General features: G+C 55.5%; 18 protein-coding genes and 1 tRNA gene. 14 read left to right on the top strand and 5 right to left on the bottom strand.

Annotation, left to right across the window (positions count from 1 at the left end; translation table 11 throughout):
* Positions 1 to 211 precede the first annotated feature (211 nt).
* Positions 212 to 1141, bottom strand: a complete 930-nt coding sequence (gene pfkB, locus ACI48J_RS18725; protein ID WP_405079687.1) for a 1-phosphofructokinase — start codon at positions 1139 to 1141, stop codon at positions 212 to 214.
* Between the two features lie 25 nt (positions 1142 to 1166).
* Positions 1167 to 2036, bottom strand: coding sequence for a class II fructose-1,6-bisphosphate aldolase (gene fba, locus ACI48J_RS18720; RefSeq protein ID WP_009674758.1), 870 nt, complete (start codon positions 2034 to 2036; stop codon positions 1167 to 1169).
* Between the two features lie 90 nt (positions 2037 to 2126).
* On the opposite strand from fba, the gene ACI48J_RS18715 reads away from it, so the two are divergent.
* The 5 genes from ACI48J_RS18715 (at position 2127) to ACI48J_RS18695 (ending at position 6150) form a co-directional block, all read left to right on the top strand.
* Positions 2127 to 3185 (top strand): SIS domain-containing protein, encoded by a 1059-nt coding sequence (locus ACI48J_RS18715; RefSeq protein WP_405079686.1) that lies wholly within the window; start codon positions 2127 to 2129, stop codon positions 3183 to 3185.
* Positions 3186 to 3209: 24 nt separating this feature from the next.
* Positions 3210 to 3998 (top strand): DeoR/GlpR family DNA-binding transcription regulator, encoded by a 789-nt coding sequence (locus tag ACI48J_RS18710; protein ID WP_009674761.1) that lies wholly within the window; start codon positions 3210 to 3212, stop codon positions 3996 to 3998.
* An 18-nt stretch (positions 3999 to 4016) separates the two neighbouring features.
* Positions 4017 to 4991, top strand: a complete 975-nt coding sequence (locus tag ACI48J_RS18705) for an ROK family protein (RefSeq protein ID WP_405079684.1) — start codon at positions 4017 to 4019, stop codon at positions 4989 to 4991.
* A 190-nt stretch (positions 4992 to 5181) separates the two neighbouring features.
* Positions 5182 to 5700, top strand: a complete 519-nt coding sequence (locus ACI48J_RS18700; RefSeq protein WP_405079682.1) for a hypothetical protein — start codon at positions 5182 to 5184, stop codon at positions 5698 to 5700.
* Between the two features lie 120 nt (positions 5701 to 5820).
* Positions 5821 to 6150: a hypothetical protein gene (locus ACI48J_RS18695; RefSeq protein ID WP_405079680.1), complete on the top strand. Its 330-nt coding sequence runs from the start codon at positions 5821 to 5823 to the stop codon at positions 6148 to 6150.
* Here the strand turns inward: ACI48J_RS18695 and ACI48J_RS18690 are convergent.
* The gene (locus ACI48J_RS18690; RefSeq protein WP_405079678.1) at positions 6088 to 7128 is read right to left on the bottom strand and encodes a hypothetical protein; all 1041 of its coding nucleotides are present in this window, start codon (positions 7126 to 7128) and stop codon (positions 6088 to 6090) included. The genes ACI48J_RS18695 and ACI48J_RS18690 overlap by 63 nt on opposite strands.
* 109 nt (positions 7129 to 7237) lie before the next feature.
* On the opposite strand from ACI48J_RS18690, the gene ACI48J_RS18685 reads away from it, so the two are divergent.
* The gene (locus ACI48J_RS18685) at positions 7238 to 7849 is read left to right on the top strand and encodes a DedA family protein (RefSeq protein ID WP_326055465.1); all 612 of its coding nucleotides are present in this window, start codon (positions 7238 to 7240) and stop codon (positions 7847 to 7849) included.
* Between the two features lie 51 nt (positions 7850 to 7900).
* On the opposite strand, the gene ACI48J_RS18680 is transcribed toward ACI48J_RS18685, so the two are convergent.
* Entirely contained in the window at positions 7901 to 8557 is a 657-nt protein-coding gene (locus tag ACI48J_RS18680; RefSeq protein WP_405079676.1) for a hypothetical protein, read from the bottom strand.
* 343 nt (positions 8558 to 8900) lie between these two features.
* Here ACI48J_RS18680 and ACI48J_RS18675 point away from each other — a divergent pair, with 343 nt between their 5' ends.
* Both ACI48J_RS18675 and ACI48J_RS18670 read left to right on the top strand, forming a co-directional pair.
* Positions 8901 to 9473 (top strand): xanthine phosphoribosyltransferase, encoded by a 573-nt coding sequence (locus tag ACI48J_RS18675; RefSeq protein ID WP_405079674.1) that lies wholly within the window; start codon positions 8901 to 8903, stop codon positions 9471 to 9473.
* Between the two features lie 98 nt (positions 9474 to 9571).
* Positions 9572 to 9898 (top strand): hypothetical protein, encoded by a 327-nt coding sequence (locus tag ACI48J_RS18670; protein ID WP_009674785.1) that lies wholly within the window; start codon positions 9572 to 9574, stop codon positions 9896 to 9898.
* 48 nt (positions 9899 to 9946) lie between these two features.
* Here ACI48J_RS18670 and ACI48J_RS18665 read toward each other — a convergent pair whose 3' ends face one another.
* Positions 9947 to 10258 (bottom strand): hypothetical protein, encoded by a 312-nt coding sequence (locus tag ACI48J_RS18665; protein WP_009674764.1) that lies wholly within the window; start codon positions 10256 to 10258, stop codon positions 9947 to 9949.
* 287 nt (positions 10259 to 10545) lie between these two features.
* Between ACI48J_RS18665 and ACI48J_RS18660 the strand changes: the two genes are divergently transcribed.
* The 6 genes from ACI48J_RS18660 to ACI48J_RS18635 all read left to right on the top strand — a co-directional run bounded on the left by ACI48J_RS18660 (position 10546) and on the right by ACI48J_RS18635 (position 14053).
* Positions 10546 to 10794 carry a hypothetical protein gene (locus ACI48J_RS18660; RefSeq protein WP_326055471.1) on the top strand — a complete coding sequence of 83 codons (249 nt, stop codon included), beginning with the start codon at positions 10546 to 10548 and terminating at the stop codon, positions 10792 to 10794.
* 4 nt (positions 10795 to 10798) lie between these two features.
* Positions 10799 to 11716 carry an adenosylcobinamide amidohydrolase gene (locus ACI48J_RS18655; RefSeq protein ID WP_405079672.1) on the top strand — a complete coding sequence of 306 codons (918 nt, stop codon included), beginning with the start codon at positions 10799 to 10801 and terminating at the stop codon, positions 11714 to 11716.
* Positions 11717 to 12001: 285 nt separating this feature from the next.
* On the top strand, positions 12002 to 12370 hold the full coding sequence (locus ACI48J_RS18650; RefSeq protein ID WP_405079670.1) for a hypothetical protein: 369 nt from the start codon (positions 12002 to 12004) through the stop codon (positions 12368 to 12370).
* On the top strand, positions 12300 to 12986 hold the full coding sequence (locus ACI48J_RS18645) for a YidC/Oxa1 family membrane protein insertase (RefSeq protein ID WP_405079668.1): 687 nt from the start codon (positions 12300 to 12302) through the stop codon (positions 12984 to 12986). Before ACI48J_RS18650 ends, ACI48J_RS18645 begins: the two co-directional genes overlap by 71 nt.
* A 161-nt stretch (positions 12987 to 13147) precedes the next feature.
* Positions 13148 to 13231: transfer RNA gene (locus ACI48J_RS18640), tRNA-Leu, on the top strand.
* Positions 13232 to 13399: 168 nt separating this feature from the next.
* On the top strand, positions 13400 to 14053 hold the full coding sequence (locus ACI48J_RS18635; protein WP_326055478.1) for a Bax inhibitor-1/YccA family protein: 654 nt from the start codon (positions 13400 to 13402) through the stop codon (positions 14051 to 14053).
* Positions 14054 to 14067: the final 14 nt, after the last annotated feature.

The raw sequence follows: 14067 nt of genomic DNA, 5'->3' as shown, positions 1-14067 counted from the left end.
CGGGGAAGCTCGCATGCTGCGACGCCGCGAATCGTTTCACAAGCACCGTGCGGACTCTCCGGCAGCGACCGGGACAAAACGTAAAAACAGGCATGTTCTCCGCGTTTCAAGAGAACATGCCTGTTTTTTTGTGAGGGCGACGGTGCCGTGTGTTCCGGCGCCAAGCGAGAAGACTCGGTCTCCCGTCGTCTTTTCTTCGATCCGGCCCGTGTCAGTAATCCGTCACGGTAACGGACCGGAAGATCCGCTCGACATCTTCAGCGGTGACGACCCCCGCCTGCATCTGCAAAGCGTTGGCGCTTCCGCATGCCGCGCCGAAGCGGGCCGCATCGGCGTCGCTCCGGCCTTGGCGAAAAGCCGTGACCATGCCGGCCACCATCGCGTCGCCGCTGCCGACCGGGTTCACGGCCCGGATCGCCGGGATGCCGATCCGCCGTACGCGGCCGCTGCTGCCCGCGAGGGCTCCGCGCGCGCCGAGCGAGACGACGACGTGCGGGATTCCGCGCCGCATCAATTCCCGGATGCAGGCGGCCAGATCGTCGTCGGAGGAAGCGGGCCTGCCGAGCAGGCGCACGATTTCATGCTCATTGGGCTTAATGAGCAGAGGCCTCGCTTCGAGCCCGGCAGCCAGAGCGTCGCCGCTCGCGTCCAGGACGGCCTCGGCGCCGGCTTCTCTTGCGAGCGTGATCAGCTCCGCATAGAGCGAAGGTGGACAGCCGAGGGGCAGGCTGCCGGAGAAGCACACATGCGTGGATCTGCCCGCGAGCGCCTTCACCTTCTCCTTCAGGGACTGAAGGGAGCTTTCCGCGATGGCGGGTCCGGGCTCCAGCAGCTCCGTCTGCGTGCCGTTGTCCGCATCCAGAACGGTCAGGCAGAGGCGGGATTCTCCCGGGACTTCCGTGAAGTCATGGGGAATGCCCTCCGTGTCCAGACCGCTGCGGATAAACTGTCCGTTGAAGCCCGCCACAAAGCCGGTGGCCGTAACGGGTTCGCCGAGCAGACTGGCCACCCTGGCGACATTGATCCCTTTGCCGCCGGGTACGGCGATCATGTCCGTTACGCGGGAAACCCGGTCCATTTCGAAGCTGTTTACGCGGTAGGTTTTGTCGATTGCCGCATTGAGGGTCACGGTGGTAATCATCCGGGTTCTCCTGTCTTGACTGAAATTAAATGAAATCTTTGGCGCGGCCGACGCAGCCGGTAAGCCGCATTTTCGCTTGGGCCAGCTCTTTGACAGCCGCTTTGGCCGGAACCATATATTTGCGCGGGTCGTTTTCATCCGGGTTCGCTTGGAACACTTTCTTGATGGCATCGGAGAAGGCGATGCGCAGCTCCGTGGCGACATTCATCTTGGCCATGCCGAGCGATACGCAGCGTTTGACCTGCTCTTCCGGAATGCCGGACCCGCCGTGCAGAACAAGGGGGAGGCTCACTTTGCGGTAGATTTCTTCCAGCTTGCCGAAAGCGATTTTCGGTTCGCCCTTGTAAATGCCGTGAGCCGTTCCGATGGCCGGGGCGAGGGTCGGCACGCCGGTAAGCTCCACGAAGCGGACGCATTCGTCCGGATCGGCGAGGAGCGCATCCTCGTCGGCTACGACGATATCGTCTTCGACGCCGCCGACTTTGCCGAGTTCCGCTTCCACGTTAACGCCGGCCGCCCGGGCGACTTTCACGACTTCCTGCGTCTGCCGGACGTTCTCTTCGAACGGATGCATGGAAGCGTCAATCATGACCGATGTATAGCCTTCCCGGATGCATTGTACGATAAGCTCGTAATCCGTGCAATGATCGAGATGAAGCGCGATCGGGACGGAAGACCGTTTGGCGGCAGCGGCTGCGGCCGCAACGATATAGTCGGGTCCCAGATGTTTCACGGTTCCGACGGTAGTTTGCAGAATCAGCGGAGCCTGAAGCTCCTCGGCCGCCTCGACGACGGCTTGCAGCATTTCCAGCGTATGCACGTTAAAGGCCGTGATGCCGTAACCGTTCTGACGAGCCGCTTGAAGCAGGTGTGTAGAAGAAATCAAATGAGCCATTTGAAAAACCCCCTCGTATAAAATGATTGAAACGATCAAAATAATGATTTATAATGTCATTAAGTTGATTATAAGGGAGGAAATTAGAAGATGTCAAACGTTCACGGCCAATTAACGTATACCGAAATCAGTGCCCAGCCGACCGCTCTGCAGGCCGCATGGGACCAGCTCCAGAAGCAGTCCGACTGGGTGAACCGTTATATAGGAAACGAACAATACGAGGAAGTCGTCTTTATCGGATCGGGGTCGTCCTACTACCAGTCGATAACAATGGCGGCTACGTTCCGCAAATGGACCGGGCGCAGCGCATCCGCACAGCCCTCCTCCGATATTTTCCTGCTGCGCGACGCCACTCTACCGAGAGGGAAGAAGCTTCTGATTGTAGGCGTGTCGCGTTCGGGTGAATCCCACGAGGTACTTCTTGCGCTTGATTCCGTCAAAAATGCACCTCATATCGATACGTGCGGCATCACCTGCCACGAGACGAGCAAATTGTTCGCGATGACGGAATGCCTGCTTTCTCCGCTCGGCAAAGAGAAGAGCACAGTGATGAGCAAATCGCTCAGCTCCATGACCTTTATGATGCAGGCCGCAATCGCTATGGCGGCAGGCGGCGAGGCATACTTACAAGAGCTTAAAACTGTGTTAGAATTAGACGAAGAACTGGTCAAAGCCTCGGATACGAGCATCAAAGAATGGGTGTCGGCGCACAACTTCAACAAAACGGTCTATCTCGGACTCGGCGCACTCGGCGGTTTGGCGCTGGAAGCCTGCCTCAAGCTGAAGGAAATGACGTATACGTGGACGGAAGCGTACGGCACGCTTGAGTTCAGACACGGTCCCAAATCCATCGTCGACTCGGGTACGCTTGTCTGCTTCCTGCTTTCGCAGTCCGCTCGGGATTATGAGCTGAAAGTAGCCAGAGAGCTGAAGGAATACGGGGCGACGATCCTGCTTCTGACCGCGGAGCGCGGGGAAGACACGGAGTTTGCGGATCTGGTTCTGGAACTCGGCGGAGCCGCGCTCAGCGATGAAGCGCGAAGCGTATTGTACTTGCCCGCTGTCCAGTACAACGGCTATTACAACGCGATGAAGCGCGGGCTGAATCCGGACGATCCTCGCAACCTGACCCAGTTCGTCGAAATTTAACCTTGTGACGGAGTGAAAGTTGAAATGAATGACACGACTCCTTCCAAAGGAGATCTCAGGCGCCAGCAGATTATGACGATCCTCAAGCAGCAAGGGCGCATTACCATTGGGGAGATCATCGAGCATTTTCAATGTTCGGAAGCGACGGCAAGACGCGATTTGGACCTTCTTGAGAAGAAAGGCGAGGTTGTCCGCACCATCGGCGGGGCGCTGTTCGAAGGCCTCACGGCTGTCCGCGAAACCTCGTTCGCCGAGAAGAAGCAGCAGCTCTGGCTGGAGAAGGAAGCGATCGCCCGCAGGGCGGCCGGCCTTATCGAGGAAGGGGACAGCGTCTGCCTGACGGGCGGCACCACAACCTTCCTCATCGCCCGCGAACTGAAGCAGCGCCAGGGGATTACGGTGGTGACCAATGCCGTGAATATCGCCATGGAACTCGCGGACAGCGAAGGCCTGCAGGTGGTCGTCGTCGGCGGCGTCATGCGCAGCAAGAGCTTCGAGCTCAGCGGGCCGCTGGCCGAGAAGACGATCGAGCATCTCAACATCGAGAAGCTCTTTCTCGGAGTGGACGGCGTTTCCGCGGACAAAGGCATCACGACGTTTTCCGAGCTCGAAGCCCAGACCGCCCGTCTGTTGATTAGCCGCACCCAGCATACGATAGCAGTGTTTGACCATACCAAGGTGGGGAAAGCCTCCTTGTTCTCCATAGCTCCGCTTGCGGACGTAAACGTGTGTGTGACAGACGCGAGGTTGGAACCCGACATGGAGAAGGTTCTTGAGCAGCACGGCATTACCACTTTGTATGCGAACGCATAAGGGAAAGGACGGACGGGAATGAGCTTTTTCGTCGGCGTGGATCTCGGAGGAACGAATATTGTATGCGGGTTGTTGGACGAGGAATTCAATGTCCTGTTCAAAAGCAAACAGCCTACGGAAGCGGCCAAAGGCAGCGACTATGTGCTGGAAAAGATAGCGGTCATGGTGGAAACGCTGCTACGGGAGCAGAATATTGCGCCCGGGCAGCTGAAAGCGGTCGGAATCGGAACGCCGGGCTTTATCGACCCGGTTCGCGGAGTGTGCGTGTTCGCCAGCAACCTCCGCTGGAAAGAGGTGCCGGTATCCGACCAGCTCGGAGCAAGACTGGGCGTACCGGTTTTCATCGACAACGACGTCCGTATGTACGTCTACGGCGAAGCCATGAAGGGACCGGGCCGCGGGTACGAGCATGTGCTCGGGATTACGCTCGGGACCGGCATGTCGGCCGGACTGGTCAATAACGGCCAGCTGTATTACGGCGGCGGCTTCATGGCCGGCGAAGTCGGCCATATCCGCGTCGACGATGCGGAAACGACGCCTTGCGGCTGCGGACTTGTCGGCTGCCTCGAAACGATCGCATCCGCGACGGGGATCGTCCGCCAGGTCAAGGAAGCGCTTGCGGCAGGACGCGAGAGCATCCTGGGCCAGTGGTTCCCCGGAGAAGAAGCGGCTTCCGTTACGGCTGCGGATGTTTCCCGCGCGTATGACGAAGGCGACCGGCTGGCGATCGAAGTCATGAACCATACGGGCAAGCTGCTGGGCCGCGGGCTTTCGTATGCCGTAACCATGTACAGCCCGGACGCGCTGATTATCGGCGGCGGAGCCTCTCTGGCCGGCGAGCGGCTGTTCAAGCCTATGCGCGAAGAACTGCAGAAGTCGGTTTACAAAGGATACTGGGAGCGTCTCACCATCCACCCCGGCACCCTTATCGACGACGGCGGCGTAATCGGCAGCGCGGCATTCGCCGCAAACCGTGCGGCCGGGATCGTATAAGCCTTTTTGGGTTTATCTAGGTATAAAGTCATTATTTTTGCATGTAAAAAACAGGAAAGACCTTTCCCTATGTCGAATAGGACGGAAAGGTCTTTTTTTTGGCTGTAAAGCACAACTTGTCCGGCTCGGCAGTCGTCTAATAGAAGACCGGGGACAGAAGAGGTTCTACAGGAACTGGGGGGACAGACATTTGTCTGAGAAAAAACCGGCAAAACCCGGAGACCGGGAAATTACCTATCAGGTCGGACGCCGCAAAGGCCGTATCCGCACGGCAATAGCGAAGGCCCCCGCGCAGGCCGAGAAGCTTCCGGCACCGAAGCGGGAGCCTGTCAAATCGAAAAAATCTTCATCGGAACGAGAAAAAGCGAAGACCAGTGCCGAACGTGCGTACTCCCGATCCCGGCAGGTTGAAGGGATGGAGGCCGCAGAATCGTCTGAGTATATAGAACATCCGAGCAATCCTTCTCCTGCGGCTGTTTCCGGAGAAAGCGCGAATCGGGCCCCAGACCCGTCAGACCCTGCGGTTCGGACGAACCCGGAAGAGAAAGCGGCACCCTTTTCCGGGGAGAGCAGCCGCCTTATGGAGCTGCTGTGGCGGTCAACTCCGCTGCCCGGTCGGCGGGCGGCGACAACGATAACCTGGGTACTGCCTGCCGCGGCAGCGGCGTGTACCCTCTGGGTCGTGTCCAGGCTCTTAACATTCGGCTGACAGCCTTGCGCAAGGGAGAGGATTTCAATTCAACTGTTTACAATTTTGGCTGTTTTTACAGCCCTTTTCGGGCTTCTTGTAACCGCCGCTTCCGCATATACCGCCTGGATCCTTCACCGGATGTGGAAACGGGACATGCGGGGCGCCGCTCCCGAACAGCATGCGGCCAAATTTTTGCAGCGGATTACCCCGCTTGATTATGCGCAGTTTGCCCTCATGGCGATCGGAATCGTCATGCTTCTTGCCGATCTGGTTGCGGTGCTGCGCGATGCGAAAGCTTTTCCCGATTATCACATCGGTTATTTGCTTTGCGGATTTTTATTTGTATTTCTGGGTATGCTGATGAGCTTTAACCGTCTGCTTTTGACGGTGCGGGCGTGGCGTTCCTCAGGCGGAGCGGTTTCTCCACATCATCACGGCCAGCCACACCGAACTGACAAGGCCGAATAACGGATAAAGCGCCGACAGAAGAGGCTTAAAACCGATCAGGCTGACGATATAACTGAGCGCGATAAGCAGGAGAAGAACGGTTCTGCGGCCGAGGCCCGTCCGCTGCTGCAGCTGAAGAGTCAGCCCATATGTATTGGAAAGATAGGTCGTAAAGATTTCACCATAGATGACAAGCAGATACACAAAAGGGATGACGGTTCCCATCCCGTCCATAATCCGGGCCATCGGAATGCCGAACTGGCGGATTCCCGGCATCTGTGCGCTCAGCGCATAGTGCGCGGCGAACAGCAGAAGACCGATTCCGATCCCGCCCAGCAGTGCGCCCCGGAACAGTACGCGCCGGTCTTTGATCTGGGCGCCGAGCGGAACGAGAACCGCTTGGGCGGTGGCCAGGTTGAAGCCGACGTAGAGCAGGGGCGCGGTCCAGACACTGAGCGGCGAATGGTCGGTACCGAGGGTCAGCCATGCCTGCGAAGTGGGAAGCTTATTCGTGTAAAGCACCAGAATAAGACTGAACGTGGCCATTACCGGCACGACGACCGTGTTCACCGCCATAATCGCACCGATGCCGCGTGTAATTACGGCATAGGACAGGACAGCGGTGACGAGAAGTCCGCTCTGGAAAGGCAGAGACAAGTGCTCGGAGAAAACCGTTCCTCCGCCGGCCAGCATGACCGAAGAGATGCCGAAAAGAACGAACAAAGTGAACAGAGAGATCCATCTGCCGATTTTCGGGCCGAATAAAGCGATATTCAAATCTTCATACGACTCCGCCCGGACATCGTGCGCCATGAGCATCATTTTGATGCCGAGCCATACAAACAAGACGCTCGCGAGCGCGATGGTTAAGGAAGCCGCCGCGCCGTAGCGGGTAAAAAACTGCAGGATTTCCTGACCCGACGCAAAGCCCGCTCCCACGACCGTCCCGACATACGTAAAAGCAACCTGTGCGGTTTGCGTCCATGTTTTAGAAGCCATTGTTCTCACCCTTCACGTTTCGTACTAGTACAAGGTATGTTTCGGACCGGACGGGCATGACAGCAACATAAGAAACGCGCAGGAACAACCCCGTTAGGAGTGTTATGTAGTGAAAGAAACGATATTTGAGCTGATTTCCAATTACGGGTATACGGCTCTTTACGCTTTGCTTGCCGCCGGCATTGTCGGCCTGCCGATCCCCGACGAGACGCTGATGACGTTTGTCGGCTCGCTTACGATGGACACCGGGCCGCTGAATTTTACGCATTCGCTGATCGTCTCCTATCTGGGAACGATGACGGGGATGCTGATTTCCTATACGGTCGGACTTCGGCTCGGCAAGCCCTTCCTTTACAAAATCGGAAGGTGGGTCCGCATCAAACAGGAGCGCATCACCCGTACGGAGCTGTGGTTTCAGAAATACGGCATGTGGGCCGTCTTTTTCGGGTACTTCGTTCCAGGGCTCCGGCATTTCACCTGTTATCTGGCCGGAGTCAGCGGGATTTCCCTCTGGCGCTATCTGCTATTTGCCGGATCGGGCGCTCTGTTGTGGTGCTGTACGTTTCTTTCGCTCGGACATTTTATCGGGGCCAATTTTGAAGCGGTTCTGCACGGCTTTCACACGTACCTCGGCATCTGCATCATGTGGCTCGCGGTTGCCGCCGCAGTCGGTTTTCTTATTTTTTATCTGGTCCGCAGAAAAAGAAAAAAGAACAGTTAAAAACCCGCAAGCCCTAGGGCTGCGGGTTTTTAACTGTCCGTATGCCGGCGTTTAGCTGACCGGGAACAATTTGATGGATTGAATCGTTTGATTGTCGGGATCAAGGTCCAGCTTCAATACGGTATTCTGGGCTTTGTAGGCCAGCACGTAATCCGTACGGTTGTTCGGCTTCCCTAGAACGTCCGCGGCATCATCGGCGGTTTGTCCGAGACGCAGCCCGCCAAGGCCCGGATCGATATCGGCCGATTGGATCTGGACGAATTCGAGGCGGTCGAACACGTTGAAGCCGACGGAGAAGGACCCGTATTCGTATACCGTGACGGACTGGGGATCCTCGTCCATGACGAACATGTTCTTCGCTTTTCCGAAGAGATTCAGCACCTCGTCTTTAGGCGTGCCCAGCGTGACGCCCATCAAGGTCGGATTGTTGACCCGGTATGTGTTCTCCGGAGTCACCACGGGCTTGGATTTGACCGGCCCTTCCGTATTTTCGTTGGAAGAAACGGCGGCCGAACGATCGGGAGCCGGTGTTTGCCCGGCTGCACCGGAAGGCGAAGGCTGCGCGTTTCCGTTAGATTCTGCCTGATTTGCTGAGGGACCGGCAGTTTCTTTCCCCCAAAACGTATGTACAGCTTCACAGCCTGCCGCCGCCGGCAGAACGGAGATCAGAAGACCGATCATCGCTGCTCTGCGGAGTTTGTTCTTCATTGCAATCGTTCCTTTCTTCTGCCACTCCGGTTTCGGACGCGAAGCGACATTTCTTATCATAAGCCCTGGGGACGATTCGTTCAAATTTCATATTAGCCTGGATGGGGTGAAATTAGAGACTGGCGTTCGTTCAAACGGCTCCGTCATCTGCCGTGCACGGCTTAAGCCGTCTTTTCTAGCTTTGCCGCCGGCAAGGAGGGGGGCATTGAATGCCTGTTATTTATACAGACTCGCAAAAGGGCCGAAAAGTTCCGGGAGAAAGGGCCTAAGGCGTAAAATGGGACTTGAAACCTATGTTTAGCTTGTGGTACGTTAACACATATTCACAGGTGGAGGAGAAGCTATGGAACTGTTGAAACAACGTATCTTAGATGCCGGAAGCGTCGTTTCCGACCAAGTCGTTAAATTGGATGCCATCTTGAATCATCAAGTTGACCCTGCATTGATTAAGGAAATGGGCAGGGAATTCGCCCGGCGTTTTGTAGAAAGCTCACCTACCAAAGTGCTGACTGTCGAATCGTCCGGAATTCCGCTCTCTTTTGCCGTTGCAAGCGAGCTGGGCGTCCCGTTTATTTTCGCGAGACGTAAAAAGTCGGTGACCATGGGCGAGGATACGTATTGTGAACGTGTACCGTCCTTCACCAAAGGAATCGTGACGGATATTATGGTTTCTTCCCAATATATAACCGCAAACGACCGGATTTTAATCATAGACGATATTATTGCCAACGGCGACGCGGCCAGAGGGCTGATCCGGATCGTCGAACGCGCTGGAGCCGAACTGGTCGGCGTCGGGATTGCCGTAGAGAAGGCCTTTCAAGCCGGAGGCCGCGCCATCCGGGAGCAGGGAATCCGTACGGAATCCCTCGTGACGATAAAGTCTCTTGAACAAGGACACATCGTGTTCGCCGATTAACCGTTATTTATGAAAACATTTTCATTCTGCTTCAATACTTTCCTGGACGGGGTAAATTCGATATAATAGAGGAAGGTAACTGGAGAGGAGGGATCGCTATGGGAAATGAGCAAATTCCAGCCGAATATTTGCTGGAGAAGCTGTCCGAAGCGAAGAACCATTTCGAACGCGCCCTAGACTGCAAACACACCGAGTTTGATGATTTGTACCCGTATATGATTGAACACCCTCAATTTTTCTGGTATAAACGATACGTGGCATGGTCTGAACTTCTTACGGTGGTCAAATTCTTCACGGAACTTTCCGTTCCATGGGAGTCCCAGTTTACGGTTCAGCAGGTCGATTATATCAAGAAACGCGTTATGTCGAGCAAAGTGTTGGATTGCTGGTTTGAAAATACGGATTCCAAAGAACACGTCGGCTGATGTGTTCCTCATAAGCAAGACCTGCCGGGAAGCCCGGCAGGTCTTTTTTTAATTCAGCACATTCATTTCTTCGATATGTTTGCGGGTCTCTTCCGTCCCCAGATTGTAAAGCGTCTGGTAGATCTGCTTGAGATCATAGTCGTAGGCGTCGTTTTCTTTGTCCTTGTGATATTCTTTAAAAGGCAGGAGAGCCCGGAAATGCGTTTGCTCGTCCGACTCGTCTATAACCTCGAAAAGCTCGGCCAGTTTGTCGATTTCCTCATCCGTTGCCTTAATTTCGAAATCGAAGTTAATTTCGTCCGCTTCGTCGACGATTTGTTTGGAACCTACGCTGACGTAAAATGTTTTTTTGCCGTCCATCGCTCTTCGCTCCCTTCTTATAAGCCTGACCGCAGGTTGTACCCCTTCATCTTAAAAGGATTGCCCAACTAGCCGGCTTCTAAAACCCCGCAGTCCGCAGATTTTATTACCCGGTGCCCGAAAAAAATGAATCAGCCGTATTCGTCCGCTCCTCGGGTCCCTTGGCTTGCCGCCGTGTTTTGTGTATGCTAGAAGGGATGCCGGTTTTTGCCTTGCAGGCAAGCGGGCCGAAGAACCAATAGATACAATTGCCCAGGAAATGTTTTGGAGCAAAAGGAGGGCTTGTCATGATCAGCGACGAGCAGTTAGACCGATACCGGATTGACGGCACCCTGCTTAGAATCGTCAGGGATGCGGATCCGCGCAACGATATAAGAGGCTACGTGGTGGCATGGAACGAGTCGTCCGTGGCCATTCGTAAACGCAGCCGGAAGCTGGTGCAGCTGGACAGAAAGTATGTTTATCAGCCGTATACGGAGAGCCGTCCCGCTGAATATACGCTGCCAAGGGAAAATAGCGAGGGCGAGGAGGCCTGATCCGTTGAATACTCAAGAAACGCTCATTCAGACGGTAAGCCGCCCGGCTGCAGCCATTACCACAGCCGTGAACGAAGGCGCGATAGGGAGCTATCTGCTGCTTGAAGCTCCGTCGCCTCTGAGGACGTTAAGCTCCGCGCCGTGGGGCGGAGGTTTCGGTTATCACCGGACGATCATTAACCGGAAGGTAGACAAAACGTATGCCTGCGGAGATCCGGTGGCCGAAATGAACGGCTTCCTGGAGGCGGCAGGTCTGAACAGGGAGGAAACAGCCTGTCTGCTGACCTCCGTACATATGAGCGGTCTCGGCGAATGTCATCTTCGAATGGACGGTCCCGATCCCGATACTGTAAAAGCGGATCAAACTTCGTGCAGTCCTTCCCAGTCGTCCGGCGGTAAGCCGGATGCTCCCGCCGAAGCCGGCCGGGCAGCGCATCGCCTTTTCGGTACGTCCGACGCAGGGCAGGGCACCCATGTGACCGAGGCAGCCGGGCGCTCAGCCGCCGCAGGCACGGGTACCGCGGCGGATAACGGAATAGCCGTCAGCGCCTGGGTCACCGTCGGCTATTCCAACAAGGCGCGTGCCGGGCGCGGGCTTCCGGCTTCGGCGCTTTTTCCCGGCACGATTAATATTATCGTGGCCGTGGAGGGCGAGTTGACCGATGAGGCCATGGTCAACGCCGTCATTACCGCCACCGAGGCGAAGGTGGCGGCATTGCAGGACCTCGGCGTAGCGATGGAAGACGGAAGCGGGGCGACGGGCACGACGACGGACGCCGTGCTGATCGCCTCCACGCAGACAGGCCGGCTCCACCGCTACGCCGGAACGGCCACTTACCTCGGCCATATGATCGGCCGGTCCGTTTATGAAGCCGCCATGAAGTCCGGCCTGGCGTACAAGAAGGCCCTGGCGCTCTCGTAAGCAGAGACGCAGCAATATGCAGCTCCCGGCCGCATAACGGTAGTCACCAGTTCCTTACACTATACATCTGCCCTCAGTTTGGCGGTCCGTATGGTACGCCTCTTCTTAACAGCGCAGCGCCTCCTTTCTACAGGATGGCGCTGTTTCTTTTTGTGCGATCATGATAGAAAAAACGTTGGAATAAGCATGGAATAAGCTTGAAAGCCTTGCTGTGAATCCGCCCGGATTTTTGTGAAACCCCGGAAGAATCCAGACGTATCATCATGAAGGAGAGGGGGGATTGCCATGGAGTGGAGTTTGGATATACCGGTACTGTTTCTGGCGCTCGGTTTTACGTGCTGGTGGCTGGGCGAATGGATTTCGCTGACCCCTCTCAAAGCCATGGAATTTCCCGTTCCCCCGGTCACTTCGGACAAGAGCGGTTCGCCGGTTCTTATCCGGCTCATCGGGTTCGGTATTTTCAGAATCCGGCGAAAAGTTCCCGTCAGGAGCGATCATCATTCCGATGAACCGGATTCCTCTCGTTTAACGCGATACAGGTTATTGTCGGTAAAGCGCTATCAAAAAACGGGAGGAATCCTTTATGTCATTTTTACAACCCTTTATCTCTTTGCTGGACCGTATTCTGAACGTATTAGCTGCCTTTACGCATGATTGGGGGCTGGCCGTCCTGCTGCTTGCCCTGCTTGTGCGCAGCCTTTTATTCCGCGTAAATCTGCTTAGTGCCCGGCAGCAAGCGAGACAGATTCGTATGCAGCCGGCCATCCGGCAGCTCCGCGAGCAGTATGCGAACCAGTCCGGCAAGCTGGGCGAGGAGATGCTCCGGCTGTATTCCCGCTATGGCATCAAACCTGGTCTCGCGTTAGCGGCGGGACTGATCCAGTTGCCGATTTTCATGAGCCTTTACCCGTATTTTTCTCTGCACGGCGCGCAGATGACCTCCATGCTAATCCCATGGATGCAGTCGCTGGGCGTTCCCGATCCGGCGCACGCGCTGCCTGTGCTATACGGCATTATAGGATGGCTCGGAATGCTGATCAGCTTCGTACCCGATCCGGCTTCGTCGCAGCCGGCACTACTCAAGGCGGGAATGCCACTTGTCATCATGAGCGTTTCGTTGACGGTGATGTGGCGTGCCCCGGCGGCTCTTGTCCTTTACTGGGCAGGCAGCGGTATCGTCACGATACTGGAACGCCTGTTGTTCCGCTCGTCATACGGTCAAAAACTGCTCCACAAAGGAATTCCGGTCTCGGAACCGGTAAAAGATTAGAACGGGTCCAGTCCAGATAAGGCAATTGGATAGCCGTTACGGCTATCCTTGTCTTATTTTGGGTCAAATGTATGGAGCTGGTGCGTCTCAAAAAAAGATTAAAAATATGTTTGACAAACATTTTGCCGCATGATATATTTAATCTCGTTCTTACAAAGCACGCGGTCGTGGCGGAATTGGCAGACGCGCTAGATTCAGGTTCTAGTGGTGTAACAGCCGTGGAGGTTCGAGTCCTCTCGACCGCATCAGCAATACAGGAAAGCCACTGGCTACCGGTCAACCGGAGCAGGTGGCTTTTTTGTTTTTCATTAAAAATCCTTTTTCAAAAACGAAACGAATGCCTGACCTTTTTCGTATAACCATTTATAAATAAGTGGAAAATGGGTAGTATTAACAAAGGAGTGTGTTGTAATTTGGAAAGAACGATGACGTATTCCCATCAAGGATCGCTTTCTCACATTTTGCGGACATTTGCGCTTTCTCTGCTGATCTCGTTCGTTGGCATGCTGGTGGGTGCCATGATTGTACCGCCGTCGATCATCCCGCTGTTTATTGTCGTCGAGCTCGTGATGATCGTGGCGGCCATTGTAGTCCGGATGCGCGGCAAAAACATCGGCTACGGGTTCCTGTACGCCTTTACGGCTATCTCGGGCGTAACCATGTACCCGGTTATTATGTCGTACGGTTCGATGATCGGTGCCAACCTCGTGTCCGGGGCATTTCTGGCTACAGCCGTTATATTCGGGGGACTTGCTTGGTACGCGGCCCGTTCCGAGAAGGACTTCAGTTTCCTGGGGGGCTTCCTGTTCGCGGCAACGATCGGACTCGTGCTGATGGGCGTTCTATCCCTGTTCGTCAACTTCGGTTCGACGCTGAATCTGCTCTTGTCCGTCGGCGGCATTCTGATCTTCAGCGGCTGGGTGCTCTATGATGTCGCTCAATACCGCGAAGGCGTGGCAGCGGAAGAAGTGCCGCTCGCCGCATTGAATTTGTATCTCGACTTTATTAACCTTTTCCTGTACATTCTGCGCTTTATCGCTTCGATTGTCGGCATCAGCCGCGATTGATGCAGCCCGACTTA

Origin of the sequence: Paenibacillus chitinolyticus (genome assembly GCF_045038035.1) — a bacterium.
GTDB lineage: Bacteria > Bacillota > Bacilli > Paenibacillales > NBRC-103111 > Paenibacillus_F > Paenibacillus_F chitinolyticus_A.
This window is presented reverse-complemented; position numbering and strand designations above follow the sequence as displayed.

What these genes read in the sequence shown, in the direction of transcription:
- pfkB (WP_405079687.1), bottom strand. Translation starts at nt 1,141, where the DNA reads ATGATTACCACCGTGACCCTCAATGCGGCAATCGACAAAACCTACCGC.
- ACI48J_RS18675 (WP_405079674.1), top strand. Translation starts at nt 8,901, where the DNA reads ATGGAACTGTTGAAACAACGTATCTTAGATGCCGGAAGCGTCGTTTCC.
- fba (WP_009674758.1), bottom strand. Translation starts at nt 2,036, where the DNA reads ATGGCTCATTTGATTTCTTCTACACACCTGCTTCAAGCGGCTCGTCAG.
- ACI48J_RS18665 (WP_009674764.1), bottom strand. Translation starts at nt 10,258, where the DNA reads ATGGACGGCAAAAAAACATTTTACGTCAGCGTAGGTTCCAAACAAATC.
- ACI48J_RS18680 (WP_405079676.1), bottom strand. Translation starts at nt 8,557, where the DNA reads ATGAAGAACAAACTCCGCAGAGCAGCGATGATCGGTCTTCTGATCTCC.
- ACI48J_RS18660 (WP_326055471.1), top strand. Translation starts at nt 10,546, where the DNA reads ATGATCAGCGACGAGCAGTTAGACCGATACCGGATTGACGGCACCCTG.
- ACI48J_RS18705 (WP_405079684.1), top strand. Translation starts at nt 4,017, where the DNA reads ATGAGCTTTTTCGTCGGCGTGGATCTCGGAGGAACGAATATTGTATGC.
- ACI48J_RS18670 (WP_009674785.1), top strand. Translation starts at nt 9,572, where the DNA reads ATGGGAAATGAGCAAATTCCAGCCGAATATTTGCTGGAGAAGCTGTCC.
- ACI48J_RS18695 (WP_405079680.1), top strand. Translation starts at nt 5,821, where the DNA reads ATGTGGAAACGGGACATGCGGGGCGCCGCTCCCGAACAGCATGCGGCC.
- ACI48J_RS18710 (WP_009674761.1), top strand. Translation starts at nt 3,210, where the DNA reads ATGAATGACACGACTCCTTCCAAAGGAGATCTCAGGCGCCAGCAGATT.
- ACI48J_RS18650 (WP_405079670.1), top strand. Translation starts at nt 12,002, where the DNA reads ATGGAGTGGAGTTTGGATATACCGGTACTGTTTCTGGCGCTCGGTTTT.
- ACI48J_RS18715 (WP_405079686.1), top strand. Translation starts at nt 2,127, where the DNA reads ATGTCAAACGTTCACGGCCAATTAACGTATACCGAAATCAGTGCCCAG.
- ACI48J_RS18645 (WP_405079668.1), top strand. Translation starts at nt 12,300, where the DNA reads ATGTCATTTTTACAACCCTTTATCTCTTTGCTGGACCGTATTCTGAAC.
- ACI48J_RS18690 (WP_405079678.1), bottom strand. Translation starts at nt 7,128, where the DNA reads ATGGCTTCTAAAACATGGACGCAAACCGCACAGGTTGCTTTTACGTAT.